The following is a 22,063-nucleotide window of genomic DNA, read 5'->3' as shown; positions in this document are numbered from 1 at the left end:
CTGATGTACTTTATTTTGGCATTTTCGGAACCGCCGACAACAGCTCATAACTGTATTCATGTTTAGGACGGATGAAGAATTGGTCCCGCGGACTCTGCTCCACGAGCTTTCCTTGCCGCATAACTGCTACCGTATCGCTAATTGCATTGATTACTCCTAGATCATGAGAAATAAAAAGCATGGTGAGATTAAGCTCAGCCTTCAGCGTATTGAACAGTTCGAGCACACTAAGCTGCACAGATACATCCAACGCACTTGTAGGTTCATCCGCGATCAGGATGTTTGGCTCAACACTTAATGCACGAGCGATCGCTATTCGTTGACGCTGGCCGCCGGAAAATTCATGTGGGAATTTGTCTAACGCCTTTTGTTCTAAATGAACTTGATTCAAAAGCTCTTTGCATCTTTGTTCAACATCTGTACGCCCCACTATTTTATGAAACAATAAGGGCTCGGAAAGAATTTGCCTAATCGAATGTTTAGGATTTAGCGAAGCATCTGGATTTTGGAATATCATCTGGATTGTTTTGTGCTGCTCACGGCTTCTTTTCTTTTTTAATTCTTGGGTTCCCAACAGAATCTGTCCCTCATTTGGGGCAATCAGTCCAGCAATTACTCGCGCCAGCGTAGATTTCCCTGATCCGGATTCTCCAACAAGCCCAAGGGTGGTGTGCTGCTCAAGATTCAGATTGATATGATCCAGTGCAGTAAAGCCGCCATAATGAACAGTTAAATCTTTTATTTGTAAGGCTAATTCCATGAGTCTCTACTCCCTTCAAGCTCTGGCAAAGGAAGCACCGAATCAATCAGCATCTGTGTGTAAGGGTCTTTCGGATTTCGCAAAATATCAAGGGTATTGCCCTGCTCAACAATCTGTCCCTGTTTCATTACACATAGCCGTGAACACAAGTTTGCTGCAATCGCTAGGTTATGCGTAACAAATACCATGGCAAAACTGAGCTCATGCTGGAGGCTCGTGATCGTCTCAATAATTTGCCGTTGAACCGTGACGTCAAGTGCCGTTGTCGGCTCATCACAGAGAAGTATGCCTGGCTTGCACGCCAGTGCCAGAGCGATGACTACCCGTTGACACTGACCGCCTGACAGCTGACTCGGATACCGGTCCTTTTTCTTCAATGAATCGGGGAGACCAAGCCTTTCGAGCAGTTCCAGTGCAATTACCCGCGAAGTCTTACGGCTTACTCTCTGTCTGTAATACACAACTTCAGCCAGTTGTTTGACAACCGTACAGAGCGGATCAAGCGCACCTCTTGGATCTTGAAATACCATCGCACTGCTTACGTCACTTTTAATGGTGCCACCAGTCTGTTCAACACCATTTGGAAGCAAGCCTAAAATTGCACGCAGTGTAAGCGATTTTCCTGATCCCGATTCACCTACTAATCCCAGACTCTCCCCTTTACCCAGCGAAAAACTAACATTATTAACCAATCTCTCATTTGACTTAGCTGCCAGCGATAGCGCCTCTATTTCTAAAATGGGTTGTATAGACATTATTTTTTCCTCCATATGTCTGCCAAACCATCACCTAGGAGCGACAAAGCTATCCCCGTATACACCACTGCAAATCCCGGAACGGCCGAGAGCCACCAAGCTGTAGTGATGAAGGGCTGTCCATCTGAAATCATTGTCCCCCAGTCAGGAGTTGGCGGTGTAATGCCGATACCAAGATACCCGAGCGTAACAATGGCAACAAGCAATCCAATCATATCTGTCATAAGGACGACCACGGCTTGCGGAAGTACATTCGGCAGGAGATGACGCAAAATAATTTTCACTCCTGGTAGCCCTAAGGTTTGAGCGGACGCCACCCATTCCTGATTACGAAAAGAAGCACTAAGACCTCTCACGACACGGGCAAAGACAATCCATCCTACAAAGATAAAAGTAATATAAATGCCTCGTTCTCCTGCTCCACTGGCAAAAGCAACGATAATAACGATCAGATAAAAAGGAAAGGCGATGAATGTATCTGACAACAGTGTAATAACTGTATCGATCCATTTGCCGTAATATCCTGCCAGCATTCCTAGAAATACACCTGTGCAAAAGGGAATGATTTCTGCCAAGACCATGATTTTCAAATCAGTCCTCGCTGCATAAACCAGTCTGGTAAACAGATCACGCCCTAATTGATCAGTTCCCAACCAATGTTCGGCTGACGGAGGCTGTAAAAAGGCACTCAAATTTTGCTCAGAGGGGTCATAAGGACTTATATAAGGTATAAACACAGTCAAGAGAATAAGAGCTGCAAACATAATAATTCCCACTAGAAGTGATGGGGTATTCCATATTCGCTTTAAGCCGCTTGTTATCTTACCGTCTTCATACAATCGCGAGTCTAGTCTTATAGTTTTCATTGTTTTCCTTTCGTTCTGGGATCAAGCCACCAGGAAATGATTTCAATCAAGAGACTGATGATCACAACAGATAGCGCACAGTAAAGTGCTATTCCTTGAATAACCGGAAAGTCCCGTTTCGAAATTGAGGTGAACAATAAGCTGCCAATTCCCTTAATTCCAAATACCTGCTCAACGACCAAGGTGCCTCCGATTAAATAAGAAATATTCACACCCAGCAGCATTAACGTAGGAAGAGCAGAGTTGCGCAGCACATGTTTAAATAAAATAACCCTGTTTGGTATGCCCGCAGCCTTAAGGGTGACTACAAAATCCGATTCTAACACTTCAAGCATCTGCGCTCTTAATGAACGAACAAGCGTAGGAACCTGTGAAAAAGCAACAGTGATTGCTGGAAGTGCAAGACTATGCAAGGTTCCGACCCACCCTTCACTTACTCCCCCAACAGGGAACCAGCCAAGCCGGACACTAAAGAGCAAAATTAAAAGTAAGCCAACCCAGAAGATTGGCATACCTAGAGTAATTGTAGGAAAAATACGTATCAAATGGTCCAGCAGTTTATCCTTATGCGTAGCGGCTACCGTAGCGAGCAGAAGGGATACAAAAATCGCCAACACACAAGCCATCACGATGAGCAGCAAAGTAACAGGGGCCCGTTGTGTAATCAACTCTCTTGTTGATGTCCCCATAATAATGGAGTTTCCAGTATCTCCTTGAGTAAACAGCGTCTTCACAAATCGGATGAATTGCTCCCATAAAGGGAGGTCCAGCCCAAGAGTATGATGCATACTCTTGAGCGCCTCAGGGGTACTGTATTCTCCCAAAATCATTTTTGCTGGATCTCCCGGCACGATTCGAATGATGAAAAAGACTGCTATCATTACGCAGAAGATCACTGCCAGTGCTTTTATAAGAGATATCACAAGCCAGTTGTAAGAGCCCTTGCTTCCTTTCGGTTGATTTAACACCTGCTTAAGATTCATCATTGGCTGATGCGGACATCTTCGAAACGGGCACTGCCGTTCGGTAGAACAACAAGACCGTCAACTGAAGAACGAATACCTTTTAAAACATCTGGATAGTAAAGCGGAATATAAGGAACTTCATCAGCAAGGGTCTGCAGCAGCTTAGTATAGATTTGTGCACGTTCATCGCCATCCGCAGTTTTTTGTCCCTCATATAGAAGCTTCGTTACTTCATCATTTGTATAATGCGTCCAATATGATTTGCTGAAGCCTTCCGGATCGGTCTGGAAAGCAATAATAGAGTTCGCTTCAGGGGAATCCGCTTGGCCGCTGTTCAGCATTGCCGCAAAATCATATGCGAAGAAACGTTCACGGAAAGTGGCAAGTTCAATCGATTCAATCTCAATCTTAATCCCGATCGTTTGACCCGCTGCCTGAATAATTTGTGCCTCTTGAGCTCTTGTGCTATTACCGGATGCTACAAGTAATTTGGTAGTGAAGCCATTAGGGAAGGCAGATTTTGCAAGCTCCTCCTTGGCTGCTTCGATATTAAAGTTCAGTGCTTTGATTGTATCATTTGCGTTATAAGGAATCGTTGTTGGCAGCAATGAGTTTGCTGTTTGTGCATAACCAAAGGTTAGCGCCTTGGTCAAGCCCTCACGATCAAGCGCCAGCGCCAGAGCACGACGGACATGCACATCAGAAAAATGTTCATCCAACGTATTAAAGAACAATTGCTCTGTCACCCAACTACCGTTAGTAACTACTTTAGTGTCAGCCCCATCTTTAATCTCATTGGCATTTTGCAGGGCCAAAGATTCAATAGCATTAACTTCTCCAGCCTTCAGCTGGTTAATTGCTTGACTGTCATCTTCAATCAGTTTATAAACGAGCTTATCAATATAGGGTTTACCTTCTTGCCAGTAGAATGTATTCTTAGTGAAGGTCAGATCACCTGCAGTGTCCCATGTTTCAACAACAAAAGGTCCCGTACCGATTGGTTTCTTGAAGAATTCTTCTTCGGATAATCCACCGAAATTGTTAGGAAGGATACCATTTGAGAAATTAGATAGCTCCGAGATAAATGGTGTATAAGGCTCTTTAAGTGTAATAACAAGCGTTTTGTTATCTTGCGCTTTGATTGTGTCGACTTTTGCGGATATTGCCAGCGGGCCGCCTACCTTCAAGTGCCGCTCAAGAGAGAATACAGCATCTTCTGCGGTCACATCCGTACCATTGGAAAACTTCAACCCATCACGAAGCTCGAATGTATACGTCAGACCATCTTCACTGATATTATGTGACTTAGCAAGCCAATCTACAATTTCACCTTTGCTGTCAAAAGCGACTAATGATTCAAAAACTTTGTCGATTGCAAAAGCATTGTTGGACGTAATCTGATTATGCAAATCCAGCGAAGTTACAGAAGCAGGTCGTCCATAGACGAAAGTCCCTCCCGTTGCAGGTTCTGCAGTTTGAGGACTTTGAGTTGCCGGACTCGCACTTTCCTGTGCCTCTTTATTTGAATCAGCCTTATTATTAGACCCCGAGCACCCTGCAATTAACATCAATAGCAAAACTGCTATTGCCCCCAACAGAATCGGTTTCTTAATAGATACACTAAAGTACGACATAATTCGCTCCCCCTATAATTCTTATATGTTTAGTATGAATTGTATTATGGGTTAAACACTCTAGTCTGTCAAACATAATTTAATTTGCAACAATCCTTAAGTAAATATACATAACAAAAAGACCACTGTCGATTACTCAACAGTGGTCTTGTGTGCTTGGCAACGTCCTACTCTCCCAGGACCCTTCGGTCCAAGTACCATCGGCGCTGGAGGGCTTAACGGTCGTGTTCGGGATGGGTACGCGTGGAACCCCTCCGCTATCGCCACCAAACATGCGTCTGTGAAACAGACGCTGCCGCGTGAAATTCGGTTCTTCACCAGAAGTGACAATGAATTTCTAAGCGTGTTACAGGCTTGATGCCTGAAAACTGAATCCGAAACGAATTTGCATTCTAAGTATAGGATAAGCCCTCGACCGATTAGTATTGGTCAGCTCCATGCATTACTGCACTTCCACCTCCAACCTATCTACCTCGTCGTCTTCAAGGGGTCTTACTAATTGGGAAATCTCATCTTGAGGGGGGCTTCACGCTTAGATGCTTTCAGCGCTTATCCCGTCCGTACGTAGCTACCCAGCCATGCTCCTGGCGGAACAACTGGTGCACCAGCGGTACGTCCATCCCGGTCCTCTCGTACTAAGGACAGCTCCTCTCAAATTTCCTGCGCCCACGACAGATAGGGACCGAACTGTCTCACGACGTTCTGAACCCAGCTCGCGTACCGCTTTAATGGGCGAACAGCCCAACCCTTGGGACCTACTTCAGCCCCAGGATGCGATGAGCCGACATCGAGGTGCCAAACCTCCCCGTCGATGTGGACTCTTGGGGGAGATAAGCCTGTTATCCCCAGGGTAGCTTTTATCCGTTGAGCGATGGCCCTTCCATGCGGTACCACCGGATCACTAAGTCCGACTTTCGTCCCTGCTCGACTTGTAGGTCTCGCAGTCAAGCTCCCTTATGCCTTTGCACTCTGCGAATGATTTCCAACCATTCTGAGGGAACCTTGGAACGCCTCCGTTACTCTTTAGGAGGCGACCGCCCCAGTCAAACTGCCCGCCTGACACGGTCCCCGTACCCGGTAAGGGTACTAGGTTAGAACCTAGATACGATCAGGGTGGTATCCCAACGGCGCCTCCACCGAAGCTTGCGCTCCGATTTCTACGGCTCCCACCTATCCTGTACAGATCGTACCCAAATTCAATATCAAGCTGCAGTAAAGCTCCATGGGGTCTTTCCGTCTTGTCGCGGGTAACCTGCATCTTCACAGGTATTAAAATTTCACCGGATCTCTCGTTGAGACAGCGCCCAAGTCGTTACGCCATTCGTGCGGGTCAGAATTTACCTGACAAGGAATTTCGCTACCTTAGGACCGTTATAGTTACGGCCGCCGTTTACTGGGGCTTCGGTTCATAGCTTCGGGTTACCCCTAACCACTCCCCTTAACCTTCCAGCACCGGGCAGGCGTCAGCCCGTATACTTCGCCTTGCGGCTTCGCACAGACCTGTGTTTTTGCTAAACAGTCGCTTGGGCCTTTTCACTGCGGCCCCCTCGTGCTATTCACACTACCGGGGCACCCCTTCTCCCGAAGTTACGGGGTCATTTTGCCGAGTTCCTTAACGAGAGTTCTTCCGCGCGCCTTAGAATTCTCTTCTCGCCTACCTGTGTCGGTTTGCGGTACGGGCACCTTCTCCTGGCTAGAGGCTTTTCTTGGCAGTGTGAGATCATGACCTTCGCTACTATAATTTTCGCTCCCCATCACAGCCCAGCCTTAATGATGTGCGGATTTGCCTACACATCAGCCTCACTGCTTAGACGGACATCCATCAGTCCGCGTCACTACCCTCCTGCGTCACCCCATCGCTCATAGCGGATTACGGTGGTACAGTAATTTCAAACTGTTGTCCTTCGACTACGCCTTTCGGCCTCGCCTTAGGTCCCGACTTACCCTGAGCGGACGAGCCTTCCTCAGGAAACCTTGGGCTTTCGGCGGATCAGATTCTCACTGATCTTTTCGTTACTCATACCGGCATTCTCACTTGTGTAGTGTCCAGCGCTCTTTTCAGTACACCTTCAACCCCTACACAACGCTCCCCTACCCCAGATGCAAAGCATCTAGCCATAGCTTCGGTGGTGTGTTTAGCCCCGTTACATTTTCGGCGCAGAGTCACTCGACCAGTGAGCTATTACGCACTCTTTCAATGGTGGCTGCTTCTAAGCCAACATCCTGGTTGTCTGTGCAACTCCACATCCTTTCCCACTTAACACACACTTGGGGACCTTAGCTGATGGTCTGGGCTGTTTCCCTTTTGACAATGGATCTTAGCACTCACTGTCTGACTCCCGGCAATAAGTATATGGCATTCGGAGTTTGACTGAGCTTGGTAATCCTTGCGGACCCCGCACCCAATCAGTGCTCTACCTCCACTACTCTTATACCGAGGCTAGCCCTAAAGCTATTTCGGGGAGAACCAGCTATCTCCGAGTTCGATTGGAATTTCTCCGCTACCCCCACCTCATCCCCGCACTTTTCAACGTACGTGGGTTCGGGCCTCCAGTGCGTGTTACCGCACCTTCACCCTGGACAGGGGTAGATCACACGGTTTCGGGTCTACGTCCACATACTAATTCGCCCTATTCAGACTCGCTTTCGCTGCGGCTCCACCTTCTCGGCTTAACCTTGCATGTTAAACGTAACTCGCCGGTTCATTCTACAAAAGGCACGCCATCACCCATAGATCGGGCTCTGACTTTTTGTAAGCACACGGTTTCAGGTTCTATTTCACTCCCCTTCCGGGGTGCTTTTCACCTTTCCCTCACGGTACTGTTTCACTATCGGTCGCCAGGTAGTATTTAGCCTTAGCAGATGGTCCTGCTGGATTCATACGGGGTTTCACGTGCCCCGCACTACTCGGGATCCGTCTCGGAGAGAATACAGTTTAGGCTACAGGGCTTTTACCTCTATCGCGGGCCTTTCCAGACCTCTTCACCTACCATATTCCTTTGTAACTCCATGTGAGACGTCCCACAACCCCTAAGAGCAAGCTCTTAGGTTTAGGCTGTTCCGCGTTCGCTCGCCGCTACTGACGGAATCACTATTGTTTTCTCTTCCTCAGGGTACTTAGATGTTTCAGTTCCCCTGGTCTGCCTCTACACACCCTATGTATTCAGGTATGAGTAACTGCGAATTACCACAGCTGGGTTTCCCCATTCGGACACCCCCGGATCAAAGCTTGCTTACAGCTCCCCGAGGCAGTTTCGTTGTTCGCCACGTCCTTCGTCGGCTCCTGGCGCCTAGGCATCCTCCGTGTGCTCTTATTAGCTTAACCTTGATTTTTCCGCAGGAAAATATCATACGATGACATTCTCTTTGGAATCATCTCACTAATAACATTTACTTGTTTACACAAGTTGCTAAAAGATGTTCTAAAACGCAAATTCGTTTCGGTATCCAGTTTTCAAGGATCAAGTCTTACTTGAGAGCTTAAACTCTCAAAACTGAGCAACGAGTGAGTAACAGGCCTAAACCTGAGTTTGGAAGCTTAGCTTCCGATTTGAATGTTCTCATTGCAGAGAACGATTCTCCATAGAAAGGAGGTGATCCAGCCGCACCTTCCGATACGGCTACCTTGTTACGACTTCACCCCAATCATCTACCCCACCTTCGGCGGCTGGCTCCCTTGCGGGTTACCCCACCGACTTCGGGTGTTGTAAACTCTCGTGGTGTGACGGGCGGTGTGTACAAGACCCGGGAACGTATTCACCGCGGCATGCTGATCCGCGATTACTAGCAATTCCGACTTCATGCAGGCGAGTTGCAGCCTGCAATCCGAACTGAGACCGGCTTTGATGGGATTGGCTCCACCTCGCGGCTTCGCTTCCCGTTGTACCGGCCATTGTAGTACGTGTGTAGCCCAGGTCATAAGGGGCATGATGATTTGACGTCATCCCCACCTTCCTCCGGTTTGTCACCGGCAGTCACTCTAGAGTGCCCAGCATTACCTGCTGGCAACTAAAGTTAAGGGTTGCGCTCGTTGCGGGACTTAACCCAACATCTCACGACACGAGCTGACGACAACCATGCACCACCTGTCTCCTCTGTCCCGAAGGCCGCTGCTATCTCTAGCAGATTCAGAGGGATGTCAAGACCTGGTAAGGTTCTTCGCGTTGCTTCGAATTAAACCACATACTCCACTGCTTGTGCGGGTCCCCGTCAATTCCTTTGAGTTTCAGTCTTGCGACCGTACTCCCCAGGCGGAGTGCTTACTGTGTTAACTTCGGCACCAAGGGTATCGAAACCCCTAACACCTAGCACTCATCGTTTACGGCGTGGACTACCAGGGTATCTAATCCTGTTTGCTCCCCACGCTTTCGCGCCTCAGCGTCAGTTACAGCCCAGAAAGTCGCCTTCGCCACTGGTGTTCCTCCACATATCTACGCATTTCACCGCTACACGTGGAATTCCACTTTCCTCTTCTGTACTCAAGCCACCCAGTTTCCAGTGCGACCTCAGGTTGAGCCCAAGGTTTAAACACCAGACTTAAATAGCCGCCTGCGCGCGCTTTACGCCCAATAATTCCGGACAACGCTTGCCCCCTACGTATTACCGCGGCTGCTGGCACGTAGTTAGCCGGGGCTTTCTTCTCAGGTACCGTCACTCCGGTAACAGTTACTCTACCGGACGTTCTTCCCTGGCAACAGAGCTTTACGATCCGAAAACCTTCATCACTCACGCGGCGTTGCTCCGTCAGGCTTTCGCCCATTGCGGAAGATTCCCTACTGCTGCCTCCCGTAGGAGTCTGGGCCGTGTCTCAGTCCCAGTGTGGCCGTTCACCCTCTCAGGTCGGCTACGCATCGTCGCCTTGGTGGGCCGTTACCCCACCAACTAGCTAATGCGCCGCAGGCCCATCCCTCAGTGACAGATTGCTCCGTCTTTCATTCTTCTCTCAGGAGAAAAAAGAAATTATCCGGTATTAGCTACCGTTTCCGGTAGTTATCCCAGTCTGAAGGGCAGGTTGCCTACGTGTTACTCACCCGTCCGCCGCTAAGTTACTTTGAAAGCAAGCTTTCAAAGTAACTCCGCTCGACTTGCATGTATTAGGCACGCCGCCAGCGTTCGTCCTGAGCCAGGATCAAACTCTCCAATTAGTATTGAAAAGAGCGATATGCTCATTTTGAAACATCTGACGAGAAAATTAATTCTCTAATTTGGATTTCACTTACGTGATTTCCTACTCACTCGTTGTTCAGTTTTCAAAGATCAAGTTCTCGTTGGCGCCGTTTAATGTCTCAGCAGCAACTCTTATACTATATCATGTTCGGCTATTTAATGTCAAGCTCTTTTTTTAACTTCTTTTTCGAGCTCGGCATGTGTACTTCTTGGCCGGACTTAGAATATATCATGTATGGAGATGCATTGCAAGTCTTTTTTTGAAATATAATAGATAAATGAGAGACTGTGCTGCCATAAGCCTCAATACTGCGATATATAATGGCTAGCACAGCCTTATTCCCTTGTACCTACGCCCTAAGCAATGATCTCTTGAATATACAATTCACGTTCCAACATCAAGTTAACTATTGTTTCCTCTATTTTAACCATCGGACGTGTAGGGTTTGCGCGATCAGTGAAGATAATCTCCCCATGACGGCCATCACTTAATTTGATTCTAGTGCCATTAAAGAGATCAGTACTCTTCTGTATAAACGTCTGCACAATCACTGGGTCAAGCTTACCGAAGCTTTCTGTCAGAATCTGCTCTAGTACCAAATAAGGAGACTGTGCTCTTCTGTAGGCTCTTTCTAAGGTCATAGCATGGAATATATCTGCTACTGCGACTACTTTAGCGTAGAAATGAATCTGACTGCCGTCCAGCTTCAATGGATAACCAGAGCCATCAATCTTCTCATGATGCTGCAAGGCGGCAAGTCTTACCCCTTCATTAATCGCTGTAACATTGCGTAATAATTGATAACCATATGTAGTGTGTCGGCGAACCTCTTCTATTTCACTATTGTTAAGTGACTCCGGTTTCTGTAAAAGTGAGCTGTCTACTTTTGCATTGCCGATATCATGTAATAATCCTGCAAAAGCAATCTGCATCCAATCCTTTTGTGGGTACCCACACCACTGAGCAATTTTATAGGAGGTCAACGCGGACAACACAGCATTGTGATAGTTGTAATCCTCATATTTTAAAGTGCGCGGTGTAAACTTCAAGACATGATAATCCTTCAAATAACCTATTAATGTCTCTAACTGACTGCGAAGCTCAAAAATAGGAAGTGAAGCTGCCGTTACCGATCGATAGCTGTTCTTAATAAGAGTGAGCATTTTATCGTATTCATCATGTAGAGGAGAATTAGTCTTGGCCAACATCGATTCGTTGATAATGGCTCCAGCTTTAGGGGAAGCTTGCTTAGCTGTTGTTTTGGCTCCATCCGAACTCGCCTCACCTTGGTCACCTTCGATTTCCACTTGCCCAATCAAAAAAGCCTGTAAAATATCTAGATCACGAGGGAGCAATATTTTTCCCTTAGTGAATAAAGTCCCCCCTAAAGGTGTAATTACATCCTTTATTATCTTTGAGCCTGCTTTAACTTCTCCAACCAATATATTTGGCATATACTCAGCCCCTTAATTTCTATAAGCCGTACACCCAGCATTACCTCACATTGATAAGACAGATAATTTCTGAGAAATTAGTACTTTATAGGATTCTATTGGCTAATTATAGTACGGATAAATGGAAGACACTAGTGCAGTGAAAACTATTCTTTCAAAATATTTATTTTATTTTTTGAAGCATCGGTCATTCAAAAAGCAACAAAAAGAGCAAGAACTTCTGTAATAGAAGCCCTTGCTCTTTTTTGAATTCAACCTATTCTAAGTCAGTGTCTTCGTCCTCAGTCAGGATCTCAGGCTGATCAATATCGCCAGATTCCTCGACTGTATCTTGCCCATCCAGGCCTTCTTGCCCTTCCAAGCCTTCCAGACCTTCCACTTCCTCAGATTCATCCTCTTCGTTCTTGTCAGCTCTACACAGGGTAGCTACTGCGTCATCCTCACGGATGTTAATCAGCTTAACCCCTTGAGCATAACGGCCCATAGTAGAAATTCCATCCATGCTGGTACGAATCAGGGTACCGCTAGTCGTAATGATCATTAAGTCTTCATCCTTCTTAACGACCTTAAGACCCACGACAGGACCATTCTTATCGGTGAGATTAATGGTCTTGATCCCTTTACCGCCACGAGTCTGGGAACGATAATCACCGGCTGGTGTCCGTTTACCATAGCCCTTGGTAGTAACAATCAGAACCTCAAGCTCCTTATCGACACAGTCCATACCAATGACATGGTCATTTCCGTCAAGCGTAATACCCTTAACGCCAGTCGCGCTACGTCCCATAGAACGCACATCATTCTCTGAGAACGTGATCGACATTCCGCGAGCTGTACCGATAATGAGATTTTGCTGTCCATCAGTCAGCTTAACCTCGATTAGGGAATCTTCTTCACGAAGATTAATAGCAATAAGACCGCCTTTACGGATGTTGTTATAATCCCCAAGAGGCGTCTTCTTCACGATACCCTCGCGGGTAGCAAAGAATAAATATTTGTCGCTATCGCCATCTTCCACTTGGATTACCGCACTAATCTTCTCACCTTGTTCGATTTGAATCAGGTTGATGATTGGCGTCCCCCGGGCTGTACGGCCCAATTCTGGGATCTCATAAGCTTTAATCCGGTAAACTTTACCCTTATCGGTAAAGAACATCAGATAGTTATGAGAGTTACTCACGAAGAGATGCTCCACGAAATCCTGGTCCTTGGTGTCCATCCCCATGACTCCGCGACCTCCGCGCTTCTGACTGCGGTAGGTGCTGACAGGTAGACGTTTGATATATCCTGTATGTGTAATAGTGATAACAACCTCTTCACGTGGAATAAGGTCTTCATCCAGGATACTTTCTTCACCAACCGTGATCTCTGTCCGGCGTTCATCAGAATATCTATCACGGATATCCTGCAGCTCGTTGCTGATGATTTCCAGTACAAGATGCTCGTTAGCCAGAATTTCACGGTACTCTGCAATTTTAACGATCAATTCGTTATATTCATTCTCGATCTTTTCCCGTTCCAGACCGGTCAGACGTTGCATCCGCATATCGAGGATAGCCTGAGCCTGCTCTAAACTGAGGCTAAAGGTGCTCATTAAGCCTTCGCGGGCTATATCAGTTGTCCGTGAAGCACGGATTAACGCAATCACCTCATCCAGATGATCAAGCGCAATGCGCAGACCTTCTAAGATATGAGCGCGTGCTTCAGCTTTTTTAAGATCAAATATAGTACGACGACGAATAACTTCAATCTGGTGCTGCAAATAATGATAAAGTACATCACGCAGATTAAGAATTTTCGGCTCGTTATTTACGATGGCAAGCATGTTGATCCCAAATGTGGATTGCATAGAAGTATGTTTATATAGATTGTTTAATACTACATTTGGATTAACATCGCGTCTCATCTCAACAACTACACGCATACCGTTACGGTCAGACTCATCTCGAAGATCCGTTATACCTTCGATCCGTTTCTCACGTACTAATTCTGCGATTTTCTCAACCAATCTTGCTTTGTTAACCTGGTATGGAAGCTCATGCACAATGATGCGAGCCTTGCCGTTGTTCTCTTCGATCGTTGCCTTCGCACGCATGGTCACTGAACCACGTCCCGTACGATAAGCCTGACGAATGCCCTCACGACCCAAAATATATCCAGCCGTAGGGAAATCCGGACCTTGGATAAACTCCATCAATTCCATTGGCGTGATATCAGGATTCTTAATCATCGCCTGCACACCATCGATAACTTCACCAAGGTTATGCGGTGGAATATTAGTAGCCATACCTACAGCAATACCAGATACCCCATTTACGAGCAGATTCGGATAACGGGCTGGCAATACAACCGGCTCATTCTCTTCACCATCATAGTTGGGTGCGAAGTCAACTGTCTCTTTGTTCAAATCACGAAGCATTTCGCCTGCAATCTTGGAGAGACGGGCTTCTGTGTACCGCATCGCCGCGGCCATATCACCATCAATCGAACCAAAGTTCCCGTGACCGTCTACAAGCATATAGCGCATCGAGAAATCCTGAGCCATCCGTACCATTGTTTCATAGACAGCTGAGTCACCGTGAGGGTGGTACTTACCGATAACCTCACCGACGATTCTTGCAGATTTCTTATGAGGCTTATCCGCAGACATTCCAAGCTCCGACATCGCAAACAAAATGCGTCGGTGAACCGGCTTGAGTCCGTCCCGCACATCTGGCAAAGCCCGGCTAACAATGATGCTCATTGCGTAATCCATAAAGGATTCACGCATTTCCACGCCAATGTCCCGATCTTTGACTTGTGGGTTATTTTGTTCAGCCATGAGTTGCTGGACCTCCTTCAGTTAAAAAACCGCTACCCTTAATTATATTACTTTCACAAAAGTAGCACAATTAAACATGATAGCCTTTTATCTTCTAATATTGATTTCTTTTTGCGCTTATCAGGGTATTTGCCCTTTCCGCAAATATCTTTACTACATAGACTGTAAAGACAAGAAACACGGTTTTATTATCCTAATATCGTTCGATAAGGCATAACCCCATATCCTTATATTATACCATTGTTTAGGTAGCTTGTCCTGATTTTCAGCTGTCAAAGATTATGCTGCCACTGCATTTTTTACAACAAGGAACCCAAAGGACCTATTCCTGCACAAAACTCATAAGGAGGAAGATAATGAAGATTCAACGCGTCCCAAGCAAATGGGCTAAAACGAAAGTCATCCTTCAAAATCACTCTCTATTGCAATATGTGCCTGATACCCGTAAATTCGATGTCAATGCTCTTAAGGAGATGCTTGCGTTATATACAATGGTCTATATTAAGCCAGATCGAGGGAGTTATGGTATCGGTGTAATGAGAGCTGAGCAGCGTACTGTAACTCTTAGCACTAGCAAACAGAAAGCTGAACACGGTGCCGACCTCGATAATGTTAATAAAGAAGAGCCCGAAGAACAGATCTTGTATATTTTAAGATATGGGAAGACTGCGGAAGTGTTTTTCTCACCAGAAGAGCTGTATGAGAACTTACAGAAACGAATTCAGAATCGAACCTATTTGATTCAAAAAGGGATTGACCTTCTGCGTCATCAAGACCGCCCTTTTGATCTCCGGGTTCTTACCCAAAAGACTCCATCAGGAGTATGGGAAACAACAGGAATGCTTGGAAGAGTAGCTGCCCCTCAAAAAATCGTCACCAATTATCACAGTGGAGGCAGTATCCTTTCCGTAAGTACTCTGCTAAAAAATTATATGCCGCCCTCTGAAGTCCTAGTTACGATCAATCACTTAAAAGCTTTGGGTATACAAATCGCGACACAGCTTCAATCTGCCTATCCAGGAATCAAAGAGATTGGTCTGGATATTGCCATGGATCAACATCTGGATATGTGGCTGCTGGAAGTCAACACTCTTCCGTCCATTGCTGTATTCAAATTATTTCCTGATAAATCAATCTATCGTAAAATACATCGCTATGCCGTAGCCTATGGACGTGTAAAAGCAAGAAAATCCCCTTATTCGGCCCGCAATAAACAATCCACAAGAGCCTAAAAAGAAGCTTGAAATCAAAGAACCTCCAGCGTTCTCATTCCGTTAGGAATAGAAGCCGGAGGTTGTATTAAATATTGTTCTTACACATCAAGGTATCTAACGTTCTTGGCATGCTCATGGATAAAGTCACGTCTTGGTTCAACATTGTCACCCATAAGTGTATCAAAAATACTATCTGCCAGCATTGCATCTTCAATCGTAACCTGGAGCATCATACGGGTCTCAGGGTCCATCGTTGTGTCCCAAAGTTGGGTTGCATTCATCTCTCCCAAACCTTTGTAACGTTGGACGTTAACCTTAGCATTTTCTCCAAAAGAAGCGATAATATCATCGCGTTCCTTCTCGCTGCCTGCGTAGCGGATAACCTTATTGCGCTCAATCTTAAAGAGAGGAGGCTGTGCAATATAGATATAACCCGCGTCTACTAGCTTCCGCATGTAACGATAGAAGAACGTTAATAATAGCGTTCTAATATGGGCTCCATCGACGTCGGCATCGGTCATAATAACGACTTTATGATAGCGAGCCTTCGATAAGTCAAAGTCATCGCTGATCCCTGTGCCCAAAGCCGTAATGATGGCGCGGATCTCGGCGTTAGATAAAATACGGTCAAGGCGAGCTTTTTCAACGTTTAGGATCTTACCACGCAACGGTAGAATCGCTTGAAAATGGCGATCCCGGCCTTGCTTAGCCGATCCACCCGCTGAGTCACCTTCGACGATGTATAGTTCGCTGATCGAGGCATCCTTGGATGAACAGTCGGCGAGTTTACCAGGCAGAGCACTGACTTCAAGCGCACTCTTCCGACGGGTTAACTCACGTGCCTTACGGGCAGCTTCTCGTGCGCGCGACGCGGAAAGTGACTTCTCAAGAACGCGACGTGATACTGCTGGGTTTTCTTCCAGGAACTCTTGTAATTTCTCTCCGAACAGTGATTCTACGATACCCCGCACTTCACTATTTCCGAGCTTAGTTTTCGTTTGACCTTCGAATTGTGGATCTGGAATTTTGACAGAAATAATGGCTGTCAATCCTTCACGCACGTCATCACCAGTCAGATTCGAATTGCTATCCTTCAATACTCCCGCTTTACGAGCATAATCGTTGATGATACGGGTCAGCGCACTTTTAAAGCCGGATTCATGCGTTCCGCCCTCATGCGTATTAATATTATTCGCAAAAGAGTAGATGTTCTCAGTATACGAATCGTTATATTGGAGAGCCACTTCAACTTGGATCATATCGCGTGAGCCTTCCACGTAGATCGGATCCTCATGTAGTGCTTCTTTTTTCTCATTCAAATATTTCACATATTCAACGATACCACCCTCGTATTTGAACACGTTGGTGACATCCGTCCGCTCATCATGAAGTGAAAGCTCGATTCCTTTGTTAAGAAAAGCCAGCTCCCGAATACGAGTAAGCAGTGTCGAATATTCAAAAACTGTGGTTTCCGTAAATATTTCAGGATCCGGATGAAAGGTTGTAGTCGTTCCTGTCTCATCTGAATCGCCAACGATTTTGATGTCATACTGCGGTGCACCACGTCTATATTCCTGTTGGTAGATATGACCGTCACGTTTGACCTTAACAAGGACCTTTTCAGACAAGGCATTCACTACAGAGATACCCACGCCATGCAAACCACCGGAAACTTTATATCCGCCACCGCCGAATTTACCACCTGCATGCAGCACGGTCATTACGACTTCAAGCGTCGACTTCTTAAGCTTTACATTCTCACCTACAGGTATGCCACGTCCATTATCGATAACAGTGATCGCGTTATCCTCATGTATAATCACTTGAATCCGGTCACAATAACCTGCGAGTGCCTCATCGATACTATTATCGACGACCTCCCATACCAAGTGATGGAGACCTTTAGAACTAGTCGAACCAATATACATGCCCGGACGTTTCCGAACCGCTTCCAGCCCTTCCAGTACCTGAATCTGGCTCTCATCATATGTCGGTTGATTCATTGACATGCCTTCACCTACTTCTTTCTGATTATCTCTTTGTTACCCAATGCAAGTTATATTTCGAGCAAAATTTTGGCTCTTTTTTTAAGAGTGGAGGAGGAAATGGGGGAGTAATACACGATATTTTTAGTTACGACAATAGATTTTGCTTCCTCTTCGCCAATCCGCTCAAGCTTCTTATCCTGCTCAGAGTGAATAACGAATTGCTTAGATACCTTGGAAGATTTCTCAATCGAAATATCAAATATAGCAATTAACTCCGAAGACCTAATGATCTTCTCCCCGCCCAAATGAATATACATGATCGTCCTCCGCTCTTTTATAACTCAACTTTTCCATCATGAACATGAAATAGGCTGGCGCCCTTTAATTTATCGGCATTCAGACCCTCAATTCCTGTAGCGGTAATGAATGTCTGTACCTTGCTTTGAAAGGTTTCAATAAGCTGGGTCTGGCGGTAAGGATCAAGCTCGGATAAAACATCATCAAGAAGCAGCACAGGATATTCTCCGATTTCCTCATGGATCAGCTCGATTTCCGCCAGCTTAAGCGATAAAGCCGTGGTACGCTGCTGTCCTTGAGAACCGTAGACCTGAGCTTCCCTTCCGTTGATAAAAAAGGACAGGTCATCCCGATGGGGACCCGTCAGCGTCATGCCGCGCCTGATTTCTTGTTCTCTCGTTTGTGATAACTTTAACATAAAATTGTCTAATAAGACAGCTTCATCTTCCTCATCCCGATCGCCGAAAGAGGGGACATAGAGCAATTTCAGTTCTTCTCCGCCGTTCGTAATCCCCCGGTGAATGCTTTCAGCCCATATTTGCAGCTTCTTTATGAATTGTTTCCTTTTTTTGACGATTTTAACACCATGCTCTACAAGTTGAGCATCCCAGATTTCCAGAAGCTCTTTCCCTGCAGCCTCTTTTCCCCATAATTGCTTTAAGAGATTACCTCTTTGCAAGAGAATTTTTTGATACTGCTGTAGGTGAAATAGATAACTAGGCTGGACTTGGCCGATCTCCATATCAAGAAAACGCCGTCTGATACCAGGGGTCCCTTTTACAATCTCTAAATCTTCCGGTGCAAACATGACCACATTCAGAGATCCAACAAACTCACTAAGGCGCCGCTGCTCCAAACCATTGATCTTGGCTTTTTTACCTTTGGCAGATAGGGTGAGCTCCAGCTTGAGATCGCCATACTTGCGTTCCACCTCGGCAACGATCTGAGCTGCATCTCCGGGGGCATCGAAGGAGATAAGTTCGCGGTCCTTAGAGGTGCGGTGGCTTTTGGTCATCGCCAGGACGAACAATGCCTCCATGAGGTTTGTTTTGCCTTGGGCGTTCTGACCCAGAATCAGATTCACATCGCCCAGGCTCTCCAGACGCAGCAGCCCGTAATTCCGATAATGCTGCAGACCGATATTTTTAACAAACACGAAATGGTTCCTCCCCTAGCGTACTACTCTTTTACTCCTCCGCCTTCAACCTCAAAGGTACCGTTATCCTGCACTTCGATTTTGTCACCCGGATAAAGTTTTCTGCCGCGCCGTTCCTCTACCTCTCCGTTGACCAATACGTGACCTTCCTGCAATAAAGCTTTGGCCATTCCACCTGTGGATACACAATCTGCGAGTTTCAGAAATTGGTCCAGCTTAATGTATCCACTGTGGATAAGTATTTTTTTCATGGTTTTTATCCTTTCAGCCACTTATCCACATGTTCATGAATGTTGGCATTAATTTGTTGTACGGTAAGGCAAAATGATATACAAGCTATTGGTTTGGTCAAGTGGTTTCAAAATGATCGGACTCATCATCCCTGTAAATGCAATAACGAGCTGCTCGCTCTCTATGACCTTTAATACATCAAGCATATATTTCGAGTTGAAAGATATTTTGAGAGGTTCACCTTTGAAATCAATGACTTCAAGTTCCTCGCGAACCTTACCCAGCTCTGATGAGCTTGAAGAAATTTCAATACCGCCTTGATCAAGCGTCTGCATACGAACAATATTTGTTTTTTCTTCCCGGGACAGCAAATAAGCACGATCAATCGATTCGCTTAATTTTTTTGTATCTAAAGTTAGTTCTGTTTTGTAGGTTGTTGGAATAATTCTAGAAGTATCAGGATAAATCCCATCTAGGATCCGTGAATAAAACAGTACTTTGTCGATTTTGAAGAGAACTTGATTATCCGCAACGACAATATCAACCAGCATATTTTGGTCAGGGATAATTTTGCTGAGCTCATTAAGGGTTTTACCGGCAATAACAATATTTCCGAAATTGACATTTTCCGTGCCTTCAAGTTTAGCAGCTCTTGTTGCCAAGCGGTGACGGTCAGTCGCTGTAAACTTAAACTCATTGTCGCTCAGATTCCATAGTATACCCGTTAATATCGGAGTTGTCTCTTGGGTAGAAATAGAAAAGGCTGTTTGTTTAATCATATTTTTCAGCAAATCACCTGGTAGAGAGATCGTGTCATTCTCTTCAATGCTCGGTAACACTGGGAATTCTTCAGGGTCTAAACCTACCATCTGAATCTCAGTGGATCCGGAAGAAATGTACGTTTGGAATCCTTCTTTTACTTCCATGTGGATTTCTTTGGAGGGCAGCTTCTTAATAATCTCGACGAAAAATTTAGCGGGAAGGACAACACTTCCTGGCTGATCTATCTTCACGATGGTGTGGCTGTCATTCTCTGCTGGAATAAACGATTGAATAGAAATATCGGTATCACTTGCAGTTAATGTGACGCCTTGATGGCTAACTTCCAGTTTAATACCGGTCAAAATAGGGATTGTTGTTCTGCTGGATATAGCTTTGGATACGTGTTGAATGGATTCGTTGAGCTCATTTTTAAGAATGCTTATTTTCATGATTTCACTCCTAGCTGAAAAATTGGGAATTTCGATGGATTTGAGTCTGTTAATTACGCGTCTTTACATGATGAATTATTATAGTTATTTAATAGTATTAGTAGTAGGGGCGACGAATATGTGGATAACCCCACCAAACAGCATAAAATTAAGCCTACCCACATGTGTATAGATTGTGTATAGGCTCTTTGTTCCTCTTAGGAAGGATTTTTAATTTTCTCCGCAAGATTATTTACCACTTTGTACAACTCCTGATCGACCTTTAATGCCTGTGTAATTTTATCGTGCGCATGAATTACGGTCGTATGGTCACGTCCTCCGAAAGCCTCACCAATCTTAGGCAGCGAATAATCCGTTAGTTCACGGGATAGATACATTGCGATTTGACGTGGAAACGCTACGGCTTTGGTTCTTTTGCGTGCTTTGAAGTCTTCAAGGCGCAAATTGTAGTATTCTCCGACTTTTTGCTGAATATCAGCGATGGTGATCATCTTGGGACGACTGGAAGGAATAATATCCTTGAGCGCTTCAGCTGCCAAATGAGTGGTTACATCCTGGTTGGTAAGCGAAGAATAAGCAACTACCCGGATTAATGCACCCTCAAGCTCACGAATATTGGTGTCAATCTGGTTGGCAATATACATCATGGCCTCATTAGGGATATCAAGGTTCTCTGCCTTAGCCTTTTTGCGTAAAATCGCAATCCGGGTCTCCAGATCTGGTGGTTGAATATCCGTAATCAAGCCCCATTCGAACCGGGAACGCAGCCGTTCTTCCAGTGTGGGAATTTCCTTTGGTGGTCGGTCGCTGGAGATGATAATTTGCTTGCGTTCTTCGTGGAGCGCATTGAAAGTATGGAAAAACTCCTCCTGTGTAGACTCTTTTCCAGCGAGGAATTGAATGTCGTCGATAAGCAAAATGTCAACATTACGATACTTGTTACGGAAGCTTTCACCGCGGTTATCACGGATCGAATTGATAAATTCATTCGTGAATTTCTCAGACGAGATGTAAATTACCTTGTTATTTGGGTTATGTTCCAGGACATAGTGCCCAATTGCGTGCATCAAATGGGTTTTGCCCAGACCTACACCACCGTATAAAAACAAGGGATTGTATGCTTTGGCTGGTGCTTCGGCTACTGCCAGTGAGGCTGCATGCGCAAAGCGGTTCCCAGAGCCGATTACAAAGGTGTCAAAAGTGTACTTTGGATTGAGCAGATGCGTTTGTGCTTCTTCTCTTGATACTACGGGAGTCGGAGCGGATTGTTGAACCACAAGCTCAGGCGGCTTGCTTTCTTCAATCACGAATTTTACATCCACTTGTTTCCCTGTGACTTCGTAGACGGTTGCTCCTACCAGTTTGGTGTAACGACTTTCCAGCCATTCTACTGCAAACGTTGTAGGTGCCGAGATAATGAGAACCTGGGAGTTGAAGGTTATCGCTTTAGTAGCCTTAAACCAGGTATCAAAGCTCGGCTTGCTTAATTTGGTTTGAATAATCGATAAAATTTGCTGCCATAATTCGGAAGTATGGCTGTCCAC

The 22,063-nt window shown here is 45.6% G+C and carries 14 protein-coding genes and 3 rRNA genes; 1 reads left to right on the top strand and 16 read right to left on the bottom strand.

Annotated elements, in window-relative coordinates:
• Positions 1–10: 10 nt before the first annotated feature.
• The 10 genes from NST94_RS00085 to gyrA form a co-directional block, all read right to left on the bottom strand.
• A complete protein-coding gene (locus NST94_RS00085; protein ID WP_248549756.1) occupies positions 11–760 on the bottom strand; it encodes an ATP-binding cassette domain-containing protein in 750 nt (249 codons plus the stop codon).
• A complete protein-coding gene (locus NST94_RS00080; protein ID WP_280753846.1) occupies positions 751–1,515 on the bottom strand; it encodes an ABC transporter ATP-binding protein in 765 nt (254 codons plus the stop codon). Before NST94_RS00080 ends, NST94_RS00085 begins: the two co-directional genes overlap by 10 nt.
• A complete protein-coding gene (locus tag NST94_RS00075) occupies positions 1,515–2,381 on the bottom strand; it encodes an ABC transporter permease (RefSeq protein WP_139330225.1) in 867 nt (288 codons plus the stop codon). The genes NST94_RS00080 and NST94_RS00075 overlap by 1 nt, the downstream gene beginning before the upstream one ends.
• Entirely contained in the window at positions 2,378–3,367 is a 990-nt protein-coding gene (locus NST94_RS00070) for an ABC transporter permease (protein WP_076130914.1), read from the bottom strand. The genes NST94_RS00075 and NST94_RS00070 overlap by 4 nt, the downstream gene beginning before the upstream one ends.
• A complete protein-coding gene (locus NST94_RS00065; RefSeq protein WP_076278188.1) occupies positions 3,364–4,980 on the bottom strand; it encodes an ABC transporter substrate-binding protein in 1,617 nt (538 codons plus the stop codon). The genes NST94_RS00070 and NST94_RS00065 overlap by 4 nt, the downstream gene beginning before the upstream one ends.
• A gap of 154 nt (positions 4,981–5,134) precedes the next feature.
• Positions 5,135–5,251: ribosomal RNA gene (rrf, locus tag NST94_RS00060) — 5S ribosomal RNA — on the bottom strand.
• A gap of 128 nt (positions 5,252–5,379) precedes the next feature.
• Positions 5,380–8,305, bottom strand: a 23S ribosomal RNA gene (locus NST94_RS00055).
• Between the two features lie 261 nt (positions 8,306–8,566).
• Positions 8,567–10,124, bottom strand: a 16S ribosomal RNA gene (locus NST94_RS00050).
• The 16S, 23S and 5S rRNA genes sit together here, the layout of an rRNA operon.
• A 379-nt stretch (positions 10,125–10,503) precedes the next feature.
• Positions 10,504–11,601: an HD-GYP domain-containing protein gene (locus NST94_RS00045; protein ID WP_076124333.1), complete on the bottom strand. Its 1,098-nt coding sequence runs from the start codon at positions 11,599–11,601 to the stop codon at positions 10,504–10,506.
• Positions 11,602–11,857: 256 nt separating this feature from the next.
• The gene (gene gyrA / locus NST94_RS00040; RefSeq protein WP_036677722.1) at positions 11,858–14,422 is read right to left on the bottom strand and encodes a DNA gyrase subunit A; all 2,565 of its coding nucleotides are present in this window, start codon (positions 14,420–14,422) and stop codon (positions 11,858–11,860) included.
• Between the two features lie 356 nt (positions 14,423–14,778).
• On the opposite strand from gyrA, the gene NST94_RS00035 reads away from it, so the two are divergent.
• Complete coding sequence (locus NST94_RS00035) at positions 14,779–15,654, top strand: YheC/YheD family protein (RefSeq protein ID WP_076301557.1); 876 nt, start codon at positions 14,779–14,781, stop codon at positions 15,652–15,654.
• A gap of 80 nt (positions 15,655–15,734) precedes the next feature.
• Here NST94_RS00035 and gyrB read toward each other — a convergent pair whose 3' ends face one another.
• From gyrB to dnaA, 6 genes are all read right to left on the bottom strand, one after another.
• Entirely contained in the window at positions 15,735–17,645 is a 1,911-nt protein-coding gene (gene gyrB, locus NST94_RS00030; RefSeq protein ID WP_036677726.1) for a DNA topoisomerase (ATP-hydrolyzing) subunit B, read from the bottom strand.
• Between the two features lie 47 nt (positions 17,646–17,692).
• Complete coding sequence (locus tag NST94_RS00025) at positions 17,693–17,941, bottom strand: extracellular matrix/biofilm biosynthesis regulator RemA family protein (protein WP_036677731.1); 249 nt, start codon at positions 17,939–17,941, stop codon at positions 17,693–17,695.
• A gap of 17 nt (positions 17,942–17,958) precedes the next feature.
• On the bottom strand, positions 17,959–19,077 hold the full coding sequence (gene recF, locus NST94_RS00020) for a DNA replication/repair protein RecF (RefSeq protein WP_036677733.1): 1,119 nt from the start codon (positions 19,075–19,077) through the stop codon (positions 17,959–17,961).
• 23 nt (positions 19,078–19,100) lie between these two features.
• Positions 19,101–19,328 (bottom strand): S4 domain-containing protein YaaA, encoded by a 228-nt coding sequence (yaaA, locus tag NST94_RS00015; RefSeq protein WP_036677736.1) that lies wholly within the window; start codon positions 19,326–19,328, stop codon positions 19,101–19,103.
• A 48-nt stretch (positions 19,329–19,376) separates the two neighbouring features.
• On the bottom strand, positions 19,377–20,519 hold the full coding sequence (gene dnaN, locus NST94_RS00010) for a DNA polymerase III subunit beta (RefSeq protein ID WP_036677739.1): 1,143 nt from the start codon (positions 20,517–20,519) through the stop codon (positions 19,377–19,379).
• A gap of 197 nt (positions 20,520–20,716) precedes the next feature.
• Positions 20,717–22,063, bottom strand: a complete 1,347-nt coding sequence (gene dnaA, locus NST94_RS00005; protein WP_036677741.1) for a chromosomal replication initiator protein DnaA — start codon at positions 22,061–22,063, stop codon at positions 20,717–20,719.

Origin of the sequence: Paenibacillus sp. FSL H8-0282 (genome assembly GCF_037963825.1) — a bacterium.
Classification (GTDB): Bacteria; Bacillota; Bacilli; order Paenibacillales; family Paenibacillaceae; genus Paenibacillus_AQ; species Paenibacillus_AQ odorifer.
The sequence above is the reverse complement of the archived record's forward strand: the minus strand, read 5'-3'. Positions and strand labels throughout refer to the sequence as shown.

Coding starts and splice junctions, on each gene's coding strand:
- dnaN (WP_036677739.1), bottom strand. CDS start 20,519: ATGAAAATAAGCATTCTTAAAAATGAGCTCAACGAATCCATTCAACAC.
- NST94_RS00075 (WP_139330225.1), bottom strand. CDS start 2,381: ATGAAAACTATAAGACTAGACTCGCGATTGTATGAAGACGGTAAGATA.
- gyrA (WP_036677722.1), bottom strand. CDS start 14,422: ATGGCTGAACAAAATAACCCACAAGTCAAAGATCGGGACATTGGCGTG.
- NST94_RS00035 (WP_076301557.1), top strand. CDS start 14,779: ATGAAGATTCAACGCGTCCCAAGCAAATGGGCTAAAACGAAAGTCATC.
- gyrB (WP_036677726.1), bottom strand. CDS start 17,645: ATGTCAATGAATCAACCGACATATGATGAGAGCCAGATTCAGGTACTG.
- NST94_RS00070 (WP_076130914.1), bottom strand. CDS start 3,367: ATGATGAATCTTAAGCAGGTGTTAAATCAACCGAAAGGAAGCAAGGGC.
- NST94_RS00025 (WP_036677731.1), bottom strand. CDS start 17,941: ATGTATATTCATTTGGGCGGGGAGAAGATCATTAGGTCTTCGGAGTTA.
- NST94_RS00065 (WP_076278188.1), bottom strand. CDS start 4,980: ATGTCGTACTTTAGTGTATCTATTAAGAAACCGATTCTGTTGGGGGCA.
- NST94_RS00045 (WP_076124333.1), bottom strand. CDS start 11,601: ATGCCAAATATATTGGTTGGAGAAGTTAAAGCAGGCTCAAAGATAATA.
- yaaA (WP_036677736.1), bottom strand. CDS start 19,328: ATGAAAAAAATACTTATCCACAGTGGATACATTAAGCTGGACCAATTT.
- NST94_RS00080 (WP_280753846.1), bottom strand. CDS start 1,515: ATGTCTATACAACCCATTTTAGAAATAGAGGCGCTATCGCTGGCAGCT.
- NST94_RS00085 (WP_248549756.1), bottom strand. CDS start 760: ATGGAATTAGCCTTACAAATAAAAGATTTAACTGTTCATTATGGCGGC.